This is a genomic window from Spirillospora sp. NPDC047418 (genome assembly GCF_040643275.1).
Taxonomy (GTDB): domain Bacteria; phylum Actinomycetota; class Actinomycetes; order Streptosporangiales; family Streptosporangiaceae; genus Spirillospora.
Genome location: NZ_JBEYTW010000004.1, coordinates 26705 through 45213 on the forward strand (window position 1 = coordinate 26705; position 18509 = coordinate 45213).

17 protein-coding genes are annotated in these 18509 nt (G+C 70.7%); 11 read left to right on the forward strand and 6 right to left on the reverse strand.

The features are described 5' to 3' along the window. Positions 1-17: 17 nt before the first annotated feature. The 3 genes from ABZ806_RS03285 to ABZ806_RS03295 form a co-directional block, all read right to left on the reverse strand. A complete protein-coding gene (locus tag ABZ806_RS03285; RefSeq protein ID WP_500215000.1) occupies positions 18-1475 on the reverse strand; it encodes a DHA2 family efflux MFS transporter permease subunit in 1458 nt (485 codons plus the stop codon). Positions 1476-1871: 396 nt separating this feature from the next. Next, on the reverse strand, positions 1872-2819 hold the full coding sequence (locus ABZ806_RS03290; RefSeq protein ID WP_500215001.1) for an ornithine cyclodeaminase family protein: 948 nt from the start codon (positions 2817-2819) through the stop codon (positions 1872-1874). Continuing rightward, a complete protein-coding gene (locus ABZ806_RS03295) occupies positions 2812-3573 on the reverse strand; it encodes an IclR family transcriptional regulator (protein ID WP_500215002.1) in 762 nt (253 codons plus the stop codon). Before ABZ806_RS03295 ends, ABZ806_RS03290 begins: the two co-directional genes overlap by 8 nt. Before the next feature lie 151 nt (positions 3574-3724). Between ABZ806_RS03295 and ABZ806_RS03300 the strand changes: the two genes are divergently transcribed. The 9 genes from ABZ806_RS03300 to ABZ806_RS03340 are packed head-to-tail and all read left to right on the forward strand — an operon-like array spanning position 3725 to position 14526. Beyond that, positions 3725-5092 carry an amidohydrolase family protein gene (locus tag ABZ806_RS03300; RefSeq protein WP_500215003.1) on the forward strand — a complete coding sequence of 456 codons (1368 nt, stop codon included), beginning with the start codon at positions 3725-3727 and terminating at the stop codon, positions 5090-5092. Next, complete coding sequence (locus ABZ806_RS03305) at positions 5089-6165, forward strand: dipeptidase (RefSeq protein ID WP_500215004.1); 1077 nt, start codon at positions 5089-5091, stop codon at positions 6163-6165. The genes ABZ806_RS03300 and ABZ806_RS03305 overlap by 4 nt, the downstream gene beginning before the upstream one ends. A gap of 23 nt (positions 6166-6188) precedes the next feature. After that, positions 6189-8048 (forward strand): ABC transporter substrate-binding protein, encoded by a 1860-nt coding sequence (locus ABZ806_RS03310; RefSeq protein ID WP_500215005.1) that lies wholly within the window; start codon positions 6189-6191, stop codon positions 8046-8048. Between the two features lie 49 nt (positions 8049-8097). Further along, on the forward strand, positions 8098-9045 hold the full coding sequence (locus ABZ806_RS03315) for an ABC transporter permease (RefSeq protein WP_500215006.1): 948 nt from the start codon (positions 8098-8100) through the stop codon (positions 9043-9045). Then, on the forward strand, positions 9042-9971 hold the full coding sequence (locus tag ABZ806_RS03320; protein ID WP_500215007.1) for an ABC transporter permease: 930 nt from the start codon (positions 9042-9044) through the stop codon (positions 9969-9971). The genes ABZ806_RS03315 and ABZ806_RS03320 overlap by 4 nt, the downstream gene beginning before the upstream one ends. Before the next feature lie 26 nt (positions 9972-9997). Continuing rightward, positions 9998-12112 (forward strand): dipeptide ABC transporter ATP-binding protein, encoded by a 2115-nt coding sequence (locus ABZ806_RS03325; protein ID WP_500215008.1) that lies wholly within the window; start codon positions 9998-10000, stop codon positions 12110-12112. A 27-nt stretch (positions 12113-12139) separates the two neighbouring features. Beyond that, complete coding sequence (locus tag ABZ806_RS03330) at positions 12140-13024, forward strand: tryptophan 2,3-dioxygenase (protein ID WP_500215009.1); 885 nt, start codon at positions 12140-12142, stop codon at positions 13022-13024. A gap of 11 nt (positions 13025-13035) precedes the next feature. Continuing rightward, entirely contained in the window at positions 13036-14373 is a 1338-nt protein-coding gene (locus tag ABZ806_RS03335) for an FAD-dependent oxidoreductase (RefSeq protein ID WP_500215010.1), read from the forward strand. Between the two features lie 6 nt (positions 14374-14379). Next, positions 14380-14526, forward strand: a complete 147-nt coding sequence (locus ABZ806_RS03340; protein ID WP_500215011.1) for a hypothetical protein — start codon at positions 14380-14382, stop codon at positions 14524-14526. 84 nt (positions 14527-14610) lie between these two features. Here ABZ806_RS03340 and ABZ806_RS03345 read toward each other — a convergent pair whose 3' ends face one another. Continuing rightward, positions 14611-15006, reverse strand: coding sequence for an ATP-binding protein (locus ABZ806_RS03345; protein ID WP_500215012.1), 396 nt, complete (start codon positions 15004-15006; stop codon positions 14611-14613). Positions 15007-15192: 186 nt separating this feature from the next. On the opposite strand from ABZ806_RS03345, the gene ABZ806_RS03350 reads away from it, so the two are divergent. Together ABZ806_RS03350 and ABZ806_RS03355 are read left to right on the forward strand one after the other, a co-directional pair. Continuing rightward, on the forward strand, positions 15193-16041 hold the full coding sequence (locus ABZ806_RS03350; protein WP_500215013.1) for a helix-turn-helix domain-containing protein: 849 nt from the start codon (positions 15193-15195) through the stop codon (positions 16039-16041). After that, positions 16038-16310: a DUF397 domain-containing protein gene (locus ABZ806_RS03355; RefSeq protein ID WP_500215014.1), complete on the forward strand. Its 273-nt coding sequence runs from the start codon at positions 16038-16040 to the stop codon at positions 16308-16310. Before ABZ806_RS03350 ends, ABZ806_RS03355 begins: the two co-directional genes overlap by 4 nt. A 51-nt stretch (positions 16311-16361) precedes the next feature. Here the strand turns inward: ABZ806_RS03355 and ABZ806_RS03360 are convergent, their stop codons facing one another. Both ABZ806_RS03360 and ABZ806_RS03365 read right to left on the reverse strand, forming a co-directional pair. After that, positions 16362-17234 carry a hypothetical protein gene (locus tag ABZ806_RS03360; RefSeq protein WP_500215015.1) on the reverse strand — a complete coding sequence of 291 codons (873 nt, stop codon included), beginning with the start codon at positions 17232-17234 and terminating at the stop codon, positions 16362-16364. 230 nt (positions 17235-17464) lie between these two features. Beyond that, entirely contained in the window at positions 17465-18463 is a 999-nt protein-coding gene (locus tag ABZ806_RS03365; protein WP_500215016.1) for a WD40 repeat domain-containing protein, read from the reverse strand. Between the last annotated feature and the right edge of the window lie 46 nt (positions 18464-18509).

Here is an 18509-nt window from a genome sequence, read left to right on the forward strand (position 1 = left end):
AACGCGCCAGAGACGCTCTAGTGCATCGGCATCGGGGTGTCGATCGCGCTCGTGTCCGGCTTCTTGCGCGGCAGCAGCAGCGCCGGCAGGAACGCCAGGAGCAGCAGGGCCGCCGCGTACCAGTAGGTGTGCTGGAACGCGTCCGCCATCGGCCCGGCGATCTTCTCCATGACCGCCGGCGGCACCTTCTCGGTGCTGCCGATACCGCCGCCGGCGCCGCCGCCGAGCTTGGACGCCAGCTGGTTGGCCAGCAGCACCGAGATCATCGCGGTGCCGATGGACGCCGACACCTGCTGGATGATGTTCAGCATCGTGCTCGCGCGGGGCACCTCGTCGTGGGCGAGCGTCTGGATCGCGGCCGCCATGGTCGGCATCATCGTCATGCCCATGCCGAGGCCCATCACGAACAGCGCGGCGCCGAGCGCCCAGTAGGACGTGTCCGACTCCAGGATCGCGGCGAAGCCCGCCATCGACCCCACCACGACGACCATGCCGCCCAGCACGACCCGTCCCGGGCCGATGCGGTCGGTCAGCTTGCCGCCGATCGGCATCGTGAGCATCGCGCCGAGGCCCTGCGGGGCCAGCAGCAGGCCCGACGCCAGGGCGCCCTCGCCGCGCACCGTCTGGTAGTACAGCGGCAGCAGCAGCATCGCGCCCATGAACGCGACCATGAACAGCACCATCGTGCCGGACGCGGCCGCGACCGAGCGGCGCTTCAGCAGCCGCAGGTCGATGAGCGGGTTGCGGGCGCTCAGGGCCCGGAACACGAACCCGATGACCAGGACGGCGCCGACGGCCGTGAAGGCCAGCGGCTCGGTCTTCAGGAAGTCGGCCCCCTCGGCGCCCTTGGCGACGCCGTAGATCAGCGAGGCCAGGCCGGGGGACAGCAGGAGCAGCCCGATGACGTCGAGCCTCTCCGTCCGCTTCGGCTCGTCCCGCTTGAGGATCCTGGCGGCCAGGAACAGTGCGACGATGCCGATCGGCAGGTTGATGAAGAAGATCCACCGCCACGACACGTCGTCGACCAGGTAGCCGCCGATGATCGGGCCGAGGATCGGTCCGAGCAGCATCGGCACGCCGACGATGCTCATCACCTGCCCGACCCGCTGCGGCCCCGCCGCCTGGGTCAGGATCGTCATCCCGGCCGGCATGATCATGCCGCCGCCGAGGCCCTGCAGCACCCGGAAGACGATCAGCGACTCGGCCGACCAGGCGACCCCCGCCAGCATCGAGCCGAGCACGAACAGCCCGATCGAGATCATGTACAGGCGCTTGGTGCCGAACCTCGCCGAAGCCCAGCCGGTGATCGGGATCACCGTCGCCAGCGCCAGGGTGTAGCCCGTCGCCACCCACTGGATCGTCGCGAGCGAGGTGTTGAACTCCTTGGCCAGGTCGTTGATGGCCACGTTGACGACGGTCACGTCCAGGATCGACATGATCGCCCCGAGCACGACGACCATGGCCACCGCGAGCACGCCGCGATCGAGACCGCCGCCGGCGTCGGGTTCCTTCAGTGGGCCATCCGCCGTCGCTTGAGACGCGGGAGCGGTCAACTCTCTTCCAATCGTCGGGGCCCGCACGCGGGCACGCAGGACCGTGGGCACGTTTAAGGGGGTAGGTCGCAAAAATACTGCAGCGACTGACACTTTCGCGAACCGTTAAACTTCGCGCGCTCCGGGAGTATTCCAACGGCGTCGGACAGATCCCCCCAGCTCCCCGGGCTCCACCCTGCGACCTCGACCACGGTCGAGGTCAACGAGATGTGACACACACGACACCGCACCCTCCCCTCGCGTATTACCAGGAGAGACCCGCGCCCACCCCGAAACTCATCGGCCGGGACCGTGATTCCCGCGCCGGCGTCCCGGGGGCTACAGGTTCACGGTGAGGCCCAGGCCGCGCCTGCGGGCCTCCGCGTAGGCGATCGAGGCCGCCGCGACGTCGAGCGCGGCGTGGCCGGTCGACTTGAAGAGCGTCAGCTCCGCCGGCGAGCGGCGGCCGGGGTGCCGGCCGTCGAGGACGGAGCCGATCAGGGTGGCCGCCGCGGGATCGGTGTGCTGGAGCTCCCAGGCGCCGGCCGGCGGGGCCTCGGTCACGGCGCCCGGCCATTCCACGAACAGCGATGCCGCGCGCAGGGTCTCGGCGTCGAACTCCGGGCCGTCGGAGCCGCCGACCGAGCTGAGATGCGCCCCGTCGGCGAGCCAGGACCGGCGCACCACGGGCTCCCGGCTGGACGTGCAGCAGAAGAGGACGTCGGCCGTCTTGGCGGCCGCCTCGATGCCGGTGGCCGCCGCGGCGGGCAGGTCGGCGACGAGCCGCTCCGCCTTCTGCTGGTCGCGGGCGCCGACCACCACGTCCGCCGAGTCCATCGCGGTGAGGACGGCGATCTGGGCCCGCGCCTGCGCGCCGGTGCCGATCACGGCGTACCGGGTCGCGCCGGGCCGGGCGAGGGCCAGCATGGCGGCGGTCGCGGCGGCCGCGGTGCGCACCGCGGTGATCACCTCGGCGTCCATGATCGCCAGCGGCCGGCCGGTCTCCGCGTCGAAGTGGGCGACGATGCCGCGGTGGGAGCCGCGGCCGCCCGCGGAGAAGACCGACACGAGCTTGGCGGACAGGCCGAGTTCGGGGACGTATCCGGGCATCGCGCCGAGCAGCCCGCGGGCCGAGCGGGCCGCGACGCGCGCCGGGGCGGAGACGTCGCCGCGGCTGACGGCGACGAGCGCGGTGCGCACCGCCGCCAGCACCGCGTCCGGCGGGAGGGCCGCCCCGGTCTGGTCCCGGTCGAGGACGAGGACTCCGCCGCCGGCGGGGTCAGTCATCGCCCGCTCCACTCGTGCCGCTCAGCGCGCCCTCCAGCTCGGTCGCGGCCGACGCGAGGGCGTCCTGCAGCTTCGCGAGCGTGGCATCGTCGAACTCGCTGTCCAGGCCGACGACCGTGACGGCGCAGATCGGGCGCCCGCTGCCGGCGAGCACCGCGCGGCTCACCGAGGCGATCACCTCCTCGTTGCGCCCGCGCTCCAGCGCGAAGCCGGTGCGCCGGGTCCGGTCGATCTCCTTCAGCAGGTCGGCCCGGGCGGACGGCGGGTGCCCCTGCTCTTCCGCGGTGCGCAGGTAGGGGATCCGGGCGGCCTCGTCCAGCGCGGAGACCAGGGCGAGCGGGCCGGCGAACTTGTGGATCGGCAGCAGCTCGCCCAGCAGGTCGGTGATCATGGCGAGCCGCGGCGGCCGCACGACGTCGATCACCCGGCCGCCGTCCGGTTCGAGCACCTGCAGGTTGACCATCATCGCGGTCCGGTCCGACAGGGCCTGGAGCACGGGCCGGCTCAGCACCACCAGCGAGTTCGCGGCCGCCGCCTGGGAGAACTGCAGCACGACGGGTCCCGGCAGGTAGTGGTCCTCGCTGCGCATGATCCAGCCGCGCCGCACCAGCTCCAGCAGGATGCGGTAGGCGGTGGCGCGGTGCATCCCCGCCTCGTTCGCCAGCTCGCTGAGGCGGAGCGGGCGGTCGGCCCGGACGACGGTCTCGATGAGGTCCAGGGCCTTGTCCACGGCAGAGCTGGCCGGTCTGGGCAACTTCCCTCCACGGGCGTTGAGCGCGCTTCCGATGCTTGACGCACATTATCAGACGTTGCTAATGTTGTAACACTTGTTACGCTCTACGCAACAAGATCAACTCAGGCCCCCTCACCTCGCGAGGCTCGAGAACGGAGACAGGGCGATCGCCATGGTGGACAGAGACGAACGACCGATCGCCGGCAACGACCCGGCGCCCACCCCCTTCGCCGCCGCCGAACCAGGACGGGTCGTCCTCTACCGCGGCGTGTCCGTGATCGACGGGACCGGCGCTCCCGCGCGGCACGGCATGGCGGTGGTGACGGACGGCCCGACGATCACGGCGGTCGCGCCCGCGGACGAGATCGGCCCGTCCGATCTGCCCGGCGCCGAGACCTTCGGCCTGGAGGGCGCGTTCCTGCTGCCGGGCCTGGTCGACACGCACCAGCACCTCTCCACGCCGCCGAACCGCGCGCAGGCGGAGCGGCTGATGCGGCGGCAGGTCTACGGCGGCGTCACCGCGATCCGCGAGATGGCGGGCGACCTGCGGCAGATGGCCGACCTCGCGCGCGCCGCGCTGGTCGGCGAGATCCCGGGTCCCGCCGTCCACAACGCGGCGCTGATGGCAGGCCCCGGCTTCTTCGACGATCCGCGCACCTGGCAGGTGTCGCAGGGGGCGACCCCCGGCACCAACCCCTGGATGCAGGCGATCGACGACGGGACCGACCTGCCGCTCGCGGTCGCGATGGCGCGCGGCACCGGCGCGACGGCCATCAAGGTCTACGCCGACCTCGAACCCCCGCTGGTCGCCCGCATCACCGAGGAGGCGCACCGGCAGGGCATGCACGTGTGGGCGCACGCGTCGGTGTTCCCCGCGATGCCCCGCGACGTCGTCGCCGCCGGGGTCGACGTCGTGTCGCACGCCCACTACCTTGCCTACCACCTCGCCGGCGAAGGGCCCGTGGCCTACCGCGAGCAGCGCGAGCACCTCGCGGACGCCTACGAGCGCTTCCTCGCGGCACCGCAGGACGCCGTCGACGGGCTCCTGCACGACATGCGCCGCCGCGGCACCATCCTCGACGCCACCGCGAGCCTCACGGCCAGGATCCCGTCCAGCGCGCCCGGTGCGGCCGAGCTGGTACACGACGTGATGAAGCGGCTGATCGGCCGCGCGCGCCGGGCGGGCGTCACGATCTGCACCGGCACCGACTACGAGTCGCCGCCGGGCGACCCGTACCCGTCGCTCCACGACGAGCTCCGCTTCCTGGTAGAGGCGATGGGCATGCCGCCGCGGGAGGTGATCCGCGCGGCCACGCACGCCGGCGCGGCCGGCGTGGGACGGCAGCGGGAGATGGGCACCGTCCGGCCCGGCATGCTCGCCAACCTCCTGATCGTCGCCGACGACCCGCACGACGACATCGACCACCTCCGCTCCATCATCACGACGGTCAAGCTCGGACGGCGCTTCGACCGGGCCGACTACGACCGCGCGTCCGCCGCCGGAACCGGCGCGACCATCGCAGAAGGGGCGAACGCGTGAGCATCGACATCGCCGATTTCATCGTCGTCAACGCGCTGGGCGGGCTGGACAACCCGAACGCCCCGGCGTCGCTGGCCGCCTCCGGCGCGCTCGTCCAGACCAGCGAGCAGCTGACCATCGACGCGCGCACGCTGGCGGACGCGCACGCCTCCGGCGTCACCGCGATCAACGTGACGCTGGGCTACACGCTGGGCGACCTCCCGCCCTACCGGCACACCCTCGACGAGATCCGGACCTGGGACGCGATCATCGCCGCCCACCCCGGCGACCTGATGCGGATCGACACCGCCGCCGACCTCGCGGCGGCGAAGCGGCAGCGCAGGATCGGCATCATCTACGGCTTCCAGAACGCCGCCGCCGTCGACGACGACGCCGGGCGGATCGGCACGTTCGCCGGCCTGGGCGTCCGGGTCGTCCAGCTCACCTACAACGCGGCGAACCAGATCGGCGACGGCTCGATGGCGCCGCAGAACCGCGGGCTGACGCCGCTCGGGCGCGACGTCGTGGCCGCCCTCAACGAGCACGGCGTCATGGTCGACCTCTCCCACAGCGGCGAGCGGACCTGCCTCGAGGCGGCCCGCGTCTCCGCCCAGCCCGTCTCCATCAACCACACCGGCTGCCGCGCGCTCGTCGACCTGCCGCGCAACAAGACCGACGAGGAACTGCGGCTGGTCGCCGAGCGGGGCGGGTTCGTCGGCATCTACTTCATGCCGTTCCTCAACGCCACCGGGCACGCCACCGCCGCGGACGTGGTGGAGCACATCGCGCACGCCGTCAACGTCTGCGGCGAGGACCACGTCGGCATCGGCACCGACGGGACGATCACCGCCATCGACGACCTGGACGCCTACCGGGACCGGCTCGCCGAGCAGGTCGCGCGGCGCCGGGCGGCGGGCGCGTCCGCGGCGGGCGAGCGGAGCGACACCTTCCCGTTCGTCACCGACCTGCGCGGTGTCGGCCAGTTCCGGGAACTGGCGCGGCTGCTGGCGGAGCGCGGCTATCCAGCGAGCCGGATCGAAAAGATCCTCGGCCTGAACTTTCACCACTACGCGAAGGCGGTCTGGGGCCGATGACACCTTTCACGAAAGGCGGGGCCATGCGGCGCCTACCGCTCCTCGCCGGAGTGCTGACCCTGCTGCTGCCCCTCGCGGCGTGCAGCGGCGGCAGCGCGTCGTCCACCGTCCGGAAACCGGGAGCGAAGACGTTCGGGTCGCTGCCCGCGCAGTCGGGCACGCCCAAGGACGGCGGCGCCATCGACATCGCGCAGCAGCCCGGAGCCGGACCGTTCTACATGCTCCCGGTCGTGCCGGGCGCCTTCAATTCGACCTTCGTGACGTACCAGTTCCAGCGGCTCATGTACCGGCCGCTCTACTGGTTCCCCGACGGTGCGAGCCACAAGGTCGACGAATCGCTCAGCCTGGCCGCGCTGCCCGAGTTCTCCGACGGCAACAAGACCGTGACCATCAAGCTGCGGGACGGCTACAAGTGGTCCGACGGCAACCCCGTCGAGGCCGATGACGTGGTCTTCTTCATCGACCTGGTGAAGGCGGCGCTCAAGAAGAGCCCGGCCAACTGGGCCGACTACACCCCGGGCCAGTTCCCCGACAGCATCGCCGGCGTCGAGGCGACGTCCAAGAACACGGTGACGCTGAAGCTCAAAGAGGCGTACAACCCGGAATGGTTCACCGCCAATCAGCTGACCTCCATCATCCCCCTTCCGGCCGACCAGTGGTCCCGCGCGTCGGACGGCGGGCCGATCCTCGACCATTCCTCGCCGGAGAACGCCAAGGCGATCTACGCCTACCTCGACAAGGCGTCGCGCGACCCGGCCACCTTCGCGACGAACCCGCTGTGGCGGACGGTGAACGGCCCGTACCGCCTGAGCAGTTTCGACGTGACCACGAACGCCTATTCGATGACCGCCAACGAGGCTTACGGCGGGCCGCAGAAGCCGCACATCAAGACGCTGAACTTCCAGCCGTTCACCTCCGAGACCGCCAAGTTCAACCAGCTTCTGAGCGGCAAGCTGACCATGGCCACCGTCGACCAGAACAACGTCGGGCAGGTGGCGGCGCTCAAGACCGCGGGCTACCACGTCTACGGTGCGCCGAGGCTGGGCTTCAGCTTCATCATGCTCAACTTCAAGGACACGACCGACAACGTCGGCAGGCTCTACGCCCAGCACTACATACGGCAGGCACTGCAGCACCTGATCGACCAGCCCGGCTACATCGCCAGCAAGGGGATGTACAACGGCGCGGCCGTCGAGAGCTACGGGCCGGCCCCGGCGAGTTCGCCGTACGTGTCCGGGAACGTCGCCACCGCGCCCTACCCCTACGACCCGGCCGCCGCCCGCAAGCTGCTCGAAGACCACGGCTGGAAGGTGGTGCCGGACGGCGCCACGACCTGCGAGCGTCCCGGCACCGGGGCGTCGCAGTGCGGAGCCGGGATCCCGAAGGGGCAGACGCTGAAGTTCAACCTCTTCTACCGCAGCGAGCCGCAACTGCACAGCGCGGTGAGCACCGCGTTCGCCTCCGCCGCCCGCAAGGTGGGTATCACGGTCTCGGTCGCGCCGAAGACGTTCAGCTTCCTGATCCAGAACTTCAACGTGCCCGCGGCGCCCTCGAAGGCCGGTGAGTGGGCCATGTCGACCTGGGGCGGTTTCAGCACGAAGCCCTACCCGACGATGTCGGGCGTCTTCGACACCAAGGGCTCGGGCAACGTCGGCGCCTACAGCGACCCCGAGACCGACGAACTGATCCGGGCCTCGGTGCACGGCGCGGACCGCAAGGCCGTGCAGGCGGAGATCGAACACCTGCGGACCGACCTGCCGGTGCTCTGGCTGCCGAACGCGCACACCATCTGGGCCTGGAAGGACACGCTGTCCGGCCCGACCGACTCCTTCGCGAACCTGCCGGCCGGCGTGCTCACCCCCGAGTACTGGTACCTGAAGTAACCGGGCCCGCCGGAGCCGGAGACGGCCATCGAACGAAAGGAGGCAGGGCGTGGTCCAGTATGTGCTGCGGCGGCTGGGAACGTCGGCGATCGTGATCCTGGGCGTCTCACTGATCACCTTCCTGCTGCTGCACGGGATGTCCGGGTCCCCGGGCCGGGCGATCCTCGGCGTGCAGGCGAGCGCGGAGGCGGTGGCCGCCTTCGACCGGGAGCACGGCTACGACCGGTCGCTCGCCGTCCAGTACCTCGACTACCTGGGCGGGCTGCTGCACGGCGACCTCGGCCACTCCTACAAGCTGAACCAGAGCGTGAACGCGCTGCTGGCGGAGAACGCGGGCCGGACGGCGATGCTGTCGGCGGTCGCGCTCCTCCTCGCGATCGCCGTGGCCGTCCCGCTCGGCGTGTTCCAGGCGGTGAAGCGCAACAGCGTCGGCGACACCGTGCTGACCGCGCTCACCTTCGTCACCTACTCGATGCCCGTGTTCCTGCTCGCGATGCTGCTGATCCAGTTCTTCGCGATGGGGCTGGGCGTGCTGCCGGCGCAGGCGGCGCAGTCCAGTTCCGACTTCGTCATCTTCACCGAGCCGCGCGCCATGCTGCTCCCGGTGCTGACGCTGACCGGGGTCACGGTCGCGATGTACTCCAGATACCAGCGGTCCGCGGCGCTCGACCAGCTCGCGCAGGACTACATCAGGGTGGCGCGGGCGAAGGGCCTGTCCATGCGCCTGGTGCTCACCCGGCACCTGCTGCGCAACGCCTGCGTGCCGCTGGTGACCCTGGTCGGCATGTCGATCCCGCTCCTGCTGGCGGGGAACCTGGTGGTCGAGTCCGTCTTCAACTACCCGGGGCTCGGGCTGCTCTTCTTCAACGGCCTGAACAACCAGGACTACCCCGTCCTGCTGGGCTACACGCTGGTCGCCGCGACGCTGACCGTCCTCGGGAACCTCGTGGCGGACGTGCTCGTGGCGGCCACCGACCCGAGGACGCGGCGCGCATGACCGAATCCGTGACCGACAAGCCCGGCGGCCCGGCGGCGCCCACCGCGCGGGACGGCCGCGGCGTCCGCCTGCCGGACACCATGAGCGGATGGCGGCTCACCGCGCGGGAGTTCGTCCAGAACCGGCTCGCCGTCAGCGGCCTCGGCATCATCGTCTTCTTCGTCCTGTTCTGCTTCGCCGGCCCGTACCTCTACGTCACCGACCAGGTCACCGTCGACCCGGTGAGCAGCCTGCTGGCGCCGGGCGGCGGGCATCCGCTCGGCACCGACGCGCAGGGCTTCGACGTGCTCGGCCGCATCATGCTGGGCGGCCGGGCGTCGCTCCAGATCGGGCTGTTCGCGGCCCTGATCGCCACCGGCATCGGCACCCTGTACGGGACGATCGCCGGGCTCGCCGGCGGCGTGGTGGACGGGTTCATGATGCGCGTGGTCGACACGCTCCTGTCGATCCCGTTCCTGTTCATCGTGCTGATCGTCGCCACCCGGTTCAGCTCCACGGTCCTGTCGCTGAGCCTGATCCTGGGCGCGTTCTCCTGGCTCGCGCCGGCCCGCCTCGTCCGGGCCGAGGTGCTGACGCTGCGCTCGCGCGGGTTCGTCGCGGCGGCGACGGTGATGGGGGCGACCAGGGCGCGGATCGTCGCCCGGCACCTCATCCCGAACGCGCTGGGCGTGGTGATCGTCAACATCACCTTCCAGGTCGCCGACGCGATCATCGCCGTGTCGCTGCTGGGCTTCCTCGGGTTCGGGCTCAACTACCCGGACGTCGAGTGGGGGACGCAGCTGTCCGCCGGGGTGTCCTACCTGCTGGCGGGCTCCTGGTGGCTGATCTACCCGGTCGGCGGCTGCCTGGTCCTGGTCGTCATGGCGTTCAACTTCGTCGGGGACGCGCTGCGCGACTCGATCGACGTACGGCTGAGGCGGCGCTGATGCCCGCCCGCGCAGGAAGGTCGCAGATGAACCCCGACGCCCACCCGGCACCGGACGACACGAGCGTCCTCGCGATCGAGGGCCTGTCCACCGGCATCCGGCTGCGCAAGTCGGACGCGGGCGTGGTCGACGGTGTCGACCTGCGCCTTCGCCGGGGCGAGACCCTCGGGCTGGTGGGGGAGTCCGGGTGCGGGAAGTCGATGACCGGGCTCTCGGTCATGGGCCTCCTCCCGCCCGGCGGACGCGTCACGGCGGGGTCGATCAAGCTGGCGGGGCAGGAGCTGGTCGGCCTCCCGGAAAAGCACTACCAGCGGATCCGCGGCAACGAGATCGCCATGATCTTCCAGGACCCGATGACGTCGCTGAACCCCACCAAGACCATCGGCGACCAGGTCGCCGAGCCGGTGCGGCTGCACCGCGGCGCGAGCCCGAAGCAGGCCCGGGACCGGGCGCTGGAGATGCTCGCGCTGGTCGGCATCGCCCGGCCCGCCGAACGGCTCGGCCAGTACCCGCACGAGCTGTCCGGCGGGCTGCGCCAGCGCGTCATGATCGCGATGGCGCTGTCCTGCGAGCCGAAGGTGCTGATCGCGGACGAGCCGACGACGGCGCTCGACGTGACCGTCCAGGCCCAGGTCCTCCGGCTGCTGCACGACCTCAAGGACCGGCTCGGCATGGCCATGCTGCTGATCACCCACGACATGGGCGTGATCGCGCAGTGGGCCGACCGGGTCAGCGTCATGTACGCCGGCGGCATCGTCGAGAGCGCCCGCACCGGCGACCTGTTCACGGGCATGCGGCACCCGTACGCGCAGGCCCTGCTCGCCTGCACGCCGCGGCTGACCCAGCCGCGCGAGCAGGCCCTCTACTCCATTCCCGGCTCCCCGCCCGACCTGGCCCACCCGCCCGCGGGCTGCCGCTTCGCCGCCCGGTGCGCGCACGCCACCGACCGCTGCCGGACCGAGGAGCCGGTGCCCGCCGAGGAGCGGCCGGGGCACACGCTGGCGTGCTGGAACCCGGTCGACGGCCCACTCCCCGCAACCGCCCCGACCGCCCCACTCGCCCCGACCGCCCCGACCGTCGCGCCCCCTGCGACCGCTCCGGCCGATCCGGCGGCGCTGGAGCCGCTGGAACGGCCGGTCGGGCCGGTGCTCGCCGTCGACGACCTGGCCAGGGAGTACGCGGTGGGCGGGTCGCGGCTGCGCGCCGGGCGGCGCGGCGTCAAGGCCGTGTCCGGGGTGTCGTTCGAGGTCGCGCCAGACCGGACGTTCGGCCTGGTCGGGGAGTCCGGCTGCGGCAAGAGCACCCTCGCCCGGATGATCGTCGCGCTGGAGAAGCCGTCGTCCGGCGGCGTCACCGCCCTCGGCGCCGAACTCGGCGGGCTGCGCGGGCGGGGACTGCGCCGCCACCGCCGCGACCTCCAGATGATGTTCCAGGACCCGTTCGACGCGCTCGACCCGCGCATGCGGATCGGCGCCATCCTGCGCGAGCCGTTCGCCGCGCAGGGGGTCGGGTCGGCGAAGGAGCAGCTGGCGGCGATCCGCGACCTCCTCGACGAGGTCGGCCTGCCGCACAGCGTGCTGGAGCGCTACCCGCACGAGTTCTCCGGCGGCCAGCGGCAGCGCATCGCGCTGGCCCGCGCGCTGGCGCTCAACCCGCACGTGATCGTGGCCGACGAGCCGGTGAGCGCCCTCGACGTCTCGATCCGCTCGCAGGTGCTCAACCTGATGAGGCGGCTCCAGGCGAAGCACGGGCTCACCTACGTGGTCATCTCCCACGACCTGACCGTCGTCCGGTACCTGGCGGACACGGTCGGGGTGATGTACCTGGGCAAGCTGGTCGAGGTCGGCTCCCCGGACGACATCTACCTGCGCGCCGCGCACCCGTACACCGCCGGGCTGATCGCCGCGATCCCCGAGCCGGACCCGGCCGCCGGGCCGCCCGGCGACCAGGACGGCATGGACGCCGAGATGCCCAGCCCGTTCGACCCGCCGTCCGGCTGCCGCTTCCGCACCCGCTGCCCCCGCGCGCAGGCCCGCTGCGCCGAGGAGGAACCGGTGCTGCGCGGCTTCGACCCCGGCCACACGGCGGCGTGCCACTTCCCGCTGCGCGAGCCGCGGCCCGCCGCCGCCCCGGTCGGCTGACCCTTGACACTCGCAGAAAGGACGCCGGTGAACACCGACCTCGAACCGTCGATCTGCCCGGTGACGGAACAGGAGCGCGTCGACCGCGCCGCCGCCGGCGGGGGAGAGCCCACACTGGCGTTCACCGGCCGCGTGCCGTACGACGCCTACATCCACGCCGGCACCCTGCACACCCTGCAGCAGACGCTGAGCGACGACCCCGGAGAGATGTCGTTCCTGGTGATCAGCCAGGTGATGGAGCTGTACTTCGGGCTCGTCCGCCATGAACTGCGCGAGGGGCAGCGCCTCATCCGGGAGGACGACGTGTGGGGAGCCCTGCCGCCGCTGCGCAGAGCCTCCCTGCACCTGGAGGGACTCAACGCGGGCTGGCGCGGCCTGCGCTGGATGACGCCGGCCGACTTCAACCGCTTCCGCGACAAGCTGGGCGAAGGCTCGGGATTCCAGTCCGCGATGTACCGGCACCTGGAGTTCCTGCTGGGGCTCAAGACGGCGTCGCTCATCCGGCCGTTCCGGCGGCAGCCCGACGTCCACGCGGAACTGGCGGAGGCGCTGCGCGCGCCCAGCCTCTGGGACGACGCCATCGCCCTGCTCGCCCGGAAGGGCCACGACGTCCCGGCCGACCTGCTCGCCCGGGACGTCTCCCTGGAACACCGGCCGCACCCGGCGGTCGAGGCCGCCTGGGTGGAGGTCTATGCGGACACCGGGCCCGGCAACCATCTCCGCATGCTCGGCGAGGCGCTGACCGACGTGGCCGAGCGGTTCGGCGACTGGCGCTACCAGCACCTGATGTCGGTCCGCCGCTCGATGGGCGCCAAGGCGGGCACCGGCGGCTCGAACGGGCTCCACTGGCTCCAGCGCAGTATGGCCAGGGAGGTCTTCCCGGAACTGTGGTCCGCCCGCACCTTCATGTAGGAGAGCCGAGGATGACGAAGGTCGACATCGCCGTGGTCGGAGCCGGCCTCACCGGCTCCCTCCTCGCCTGCTATCTCGCCGTGCGCGGCCACCGGGTCTCCGTGTACGAGCGCAGGCCCGACCCGCGTGGCGGCGGCGGCGAGCGCGGGCGCTCCATCAACCTCGCCCTGTCCGAACGCGGCCTGGACGCCCTCCGCCGCATCGGCCTGGAGGAGCGGGTGATGGCGGACGCCCTGCCGATGCGCGGCCGGATGATCCACCCGGTGGCCGGCCCGCGGGACTTCCGGCCGTACAGCCGCGACGGGGACGAGGCGATCAACTCGATCAGCCGGGGCGCGCTCAACGACGCGCTGATCGACGCCGCCGAGGCCGCGGACGGCGTGACACTGCACTTCGGCCACCGCCTCACCGCCCTCGACCCGGCGGCCGGCCTACTGCGCTTCGAGACGCCCGAGGGCAGGGCACGCGTCAGCGCATCGGTCGTGCTGGGCGCCGACGGCGCCGGCTCCGCCACCCGCGCGCAACTGGTGGCATCAGGCGTGATCCGGGAGAACGTCGAGTTCCTCGACCACGGCTACAAGGAACTGACCATCCCCGCAGTGGACGGCGAGTTCGCTCTGAACCCCGAAGCACTGCACATCTGGCCGCGCGGGAACGCGATGATGATCGCCCTCCCCAACCCCGACCGCTCCTTCACCTGCACCCTGTTCTGGCCGTATACGGGCGCGTCGGGCTTCGCGTCGCTCGACACCCCGGCCGCCGTGAAGGAGCACTTCGAGGCCCACTACCCGGACCTGCCGCCGCTCTCGCCCGGCCTCGTGGACGACTCTCTCCACAACCCCGTGGGCAGGCTCGGCACCGTCCGGTGCGACACCTGGCACGTGCCGGGCGGCCGGACAGCCCTGATCGGCGACGCCGCCCACGCGATCGTCCCGTTCTATGGACAGGGCGCCAACTGCGCCTTCGAGGACGTCGTCGAACTCGACCGGTGCCTCACCGAAACCGCCGGCAACTGGGAGGAGGCCCTGCCGCTGTACGAGAAGCGCCGCAAGGACAACGCGGACGCCATCGCACGGATGGCGCTTGAGAACTTCATCGAGATGCGCGACAAGGTCGCCTCCCCGGTCTTCAAGCTCATCCGAAAGACCGAGCACGCGCTGCAGAAGGCCCTGCCCGGGGTGTGGCTGTCCCGCTACGAACTCGTCTCGTTCTCCACGAAGCCCTACGCGCAGGTAGAACACCGAGCAGCACGCCAATGGCGCGCCCTGGCAGTAGCAGCAACGGCAGCAGCGGTCACGGCGGCAATCGGCTTACGCCGGTCCCGGAGCACCGCACGCCTCGACACGTAATGCCGCTTGCCCGGAGTTCTGGACCCGCGCGCCTGGCCAGGCCGCCACGAACTCTGCGCGATCGAAGTTGGCTGGACATGGCTCGCGGCCTCGGCGCAGGGCACCGGGATCAACGTCGAAGCGAAGTCCCTGCTGTTCGGCTACGCCTTCTAGACGCTGGACGTCCGAATGGCCGTCCGTCAGATCCGCGATGGTTCTCCGCTTGGCCGAGGCCAGACCGCGTTGTGATGCCGGTGGTCAGCCGACGCGCATCTCGAACCACACCGCGTGGCCTTGGTCGCGCTCGATGACACCCCAGTCGGCGGCGAGGAAGGCGACGATGCGCAGACCCCGCCCGCAGACGTCCATCTCGTCCACCGTGGCCAGGTACGGGACGGTCGTGGAACCCCCGTCGTCGATCACTTCGATGTGGACGAGTTCGTCCGAGTAGCTCACCTCGACGCGGATCTGCCCGCCGTTTCCGGATTTGGTGTACCGCACCGCGTTCGTGATCAGCTCGCTCATGCAGAGCGAGGCGTCGTCCAGCGCGGGGTGGTCGCCCAGCACGTCCCGAAGCCACCGCCGCGCGTGGCCGGGCGCCCGATCCATCCCCGGCAGCAGAAGCGCATCGAACCTCATCGTCGGCACCGTCATCACTCCACTCCTCTCGGTTCGCCGTCGCCGAAAAGAATGGGCAGGGCGGGCCGGCACAAGCGATGCGTTCACGAGCCTCGTCCCGAGGTCCCGGGGCAAACCGGCCCCGGTCACTTTTGACCGAGTCACCGTGTCCACCTCGGCGAACCCGCCCACGATTACGCATTGTTAGGTCATGATTACGTCATGGACAGAGCGCAGCGTCCCACCATGCGAAGCCGCAAGCTCGGCGCGATGCTGCGTGAGCTGCGGGAGAGCCGCGACCTGAACCTCCAGAAGGCGGCCCGGCTGCTGAACCGCACGCCGTCCTCCCTGAGCAAGCTGGAGACCGGCAAGCGAGGCATCCGCCGTCCCGCCCTGGAGCACATGCTCGACCGCTACGAGCTCCACGACCCCGACCAGCGCAAGGCGCTCTACGACCTCGCCCGCCACGCCACCGACAAAGGCTGGTGGCACCGCTACGAAGGGAAGCTCTCCCCCTCGATGCTCGACTACATTTCGCTGGAAGCCGAGGCCACGTCCATCCGTGACTTCCAACTCCATCTCATCCCCGGACTGCTGCAGACGGACGAGTACGCGCGTGCCGTCATCGCGTCCGGAATCTCCCAGGGCAAGGCGCCTGACGTTGACGGCCTGGCGGAGATCCGTATGCGCCGCCAGCAGGTTCTCTTCGGAGATAGAGCACCCCACCTCTGGGCCATCGTGAGCGAGGGCGCGCTTCGCCAGCAGTTCGGTGGGAGCGAGGTAATGAAGCCACAGCTCATGCGGTTGATCGAACTCTCGGAGCTGCCGAATGTGACGTTGCAGGTGCTTGCGTTTTCAGCTGGAGCGCATCCCGGGCACAACGGTTCGTTCGCCACGTTGACGACGAGCGAACTCTCCGTGGTGGTAGTTGAGAACCTGACCAGTGGTTGGTACCTGGAGGACGTGGACGACGTCCGTCGACACAACGTGGTGTTCGATCACCTCAGGGCCGTCGCGCTGTCTCCAACCGATACCCGATCACTCCTCGAACGACTAGTGTCAGAGTCATGACCAGTCGGCAGTTCGCCTTCTCCTCTTGGCGTAAGAGCAGCCATAGTGGCGGTGAAGGCCAGATGTGCGTTGAGGTTGCATTCTGGCGTAAGAGCAGCCACAGCGAGGGCAGTGAAGGGCAGTGCGTTGAGGCTGCCACGCTAACCGGCCAAGGCGTGGCGGTGCGGGACTCCAAGGACGTGGACGGGCCGATGCTGTCCATCGCGCCGTCCGCGTGGGCGTCTCTCCTCGCTGGCCTGAAGGATGGCTCCTTCGACCTCGCCCGTTGATGCCGGGGACATGGAGGACGGCCGTGTCGAGGCCGTCCTCCTAGTCCTGGCTCATGCGGTCAGGTCACCGCCGGTCGGAGGGGTGGGAACCGTTTCGCCGTAGATGACCCTCAGGATGGGCTCGTCGGTGTGGGTCAGAGGCCAGAGTTGGGAGTCATCGAGCCAGCCGTTCCAGAATGAGTGTCGCTTGCCGCCCCTGGACGTCACGCCGAACAGCAGCGGGCCTTTGCCGGGGGAGGCCGTCCACGCGGTCGGCGCCACATCGGTCTCCGGTGCCATCAAGGCATCGGAGTAGCAGTTCCACGGCTCGTCACAGACTTCGAAAGTCCCCCTGGCTTGGGTGCGCAGCCAGATCTCGCCAGTGGCCGGGTCGTAGCCGCCCATGAGGGAGACCCAGTGCTCGGTCCACGGCGTGCCGTCCGCCGCCTGCGCCATGTCCCGTGTCACGGAGGCCAGAACGTCGCCGTGGGCGGTGCGGTGCCGGAAGGTCCATCGGTCGCTGATCCAGCCGAGTTCGAAAACGCTGCGGTCCGCCGCGCGCTGGCTGACGGCGACCTGGTCAACGTCGAGAGAGGCGAGTTTGGCCCAGGTGGAGAACATGAACCGCTTGCCGGTGTCCACGATGGGCCTGACCCGGCCGAACTCGTGTCGGCCGTCCAGGCGCACGGCCTTGTCGGCGTCCACTACTGAATTGCCCGGCTGCCCGAATTCCACGCCAGGTGTGAATCGGAGATCGGCGCGCGGGTTCGCCGCATCGGAGGCTCCCACGGCGTGCGCGACCGGCCCCTCGAGCTCGTCCATGGACCAGCCCGCGTAACGCGTCGGCTGCTCGTCCGCCGAGGCGGCCGGAGCCGTGAAGGCGGAGGCGGCCAGTATTCCCGAGAGCAGCGCGCCGACGGCGCGGGCGTGCGTCTTGGACGTCATCGTCCAGGACTTAGGGAAACGCGGCGGAACAGCCATGAGGACCTCGTTCGCGATAGAGACCACTAGATCAACTCAATGTAGTAACAAGATCACCAGCCGGGGGAGGGGGCGTCTTCCGGCCCTTATGTGGCAATCAACACTGGCAACGTTGACAACCGCATGCCACATTGAGGCGTCGGACCCGAGGCTCCCAAGCTGGCGGTCAAGGGCTGTGGGGGGCGGTCTGGCGGTCAGTTGGGGAAGGTCCAGAGGCGTGTTGTGCCGGTGCCGCTGGTGGTGGCGAAGCTCTGGCCGTGGGGGGCGAAGGCCATCGACTGCTCGTCGTCGGGGTCGCCGGGGAGTGTTGCCGTGTTGCGGCCCGTCGGGAGGTGCCACAGGCGGATGTTCTTCTCGTCGGCGGTGACGAGAGTGTCGCCGTCCGGGCTGAATCCCAGGGCCTGGACCTCGCCGCCGAGGTCCTTGATGGTGGTCTTGAGTTCGCCGTCGGCCGCGTGCCGGAGTTCGTATCCGTAGTAGCCGCCGGTGGAGGCCGCCACGGTCGTTCCGTCCGGGCTGAAGGCCAGGCACGGGATTTCTGTGGCGTTGTGCGGTGAGATCTCGGTGGCCTTGCCGGACGCGACGTCCCAGACGGTGAAGCGTCCGGAGTAGGCGCGGCCTCCGGCGAGGGCTTTCCCGTCCGGGGAGAAAGTCAGCGCCTTGGCGTAGGAGTCGGTCTTCATCGGGACGGGCTTGCCGGTGGCGATGTCCCAGACCTGGACGTAGCGGGGGCCGTTGCCGACGCTGACGGCGAGGGAGCGGCCGTCCGGGCTGAAGGCGAGCGACTGGACGCCCTGTATCTGCGGGAAGCTCTTGCGGATCTTCCCGGACGCCGCGTCCCACAGATGGACGGCCCTGTCGTCGCCGGAGGTGGCGAGGGTCTTCGCGTCCGGGCTGAAGGCCATGGGCCGCCGGTAGGTCTCGGCGGTGTCGTCGATCTTGTGGGTGGTGACCTGCGCGGTGGCCAGGTCCCAGCGCAGGATGGTGGAGAACCCGGCGCCCCACAGGGTCGTGCCGTCGGGGGAGAACGCCACGGCGTGGATCGCGGCCTCCGAGCTCGGCAGGGTCATGCCGGTGGGGACGCCGATCGGGGTCTTCGGGGCGTTCCGTCCGGCGGTGGGCGCGCCGGAGGGCCACAGCAGCGCGGCCGGGACGGCCGCGGCCACGGCGGCGGCCGCCGCCCCGGCCCCCACCCCGCACGCGCGCGCGGGGGGGGGGGCCGCCCCGACCCCGATGGGC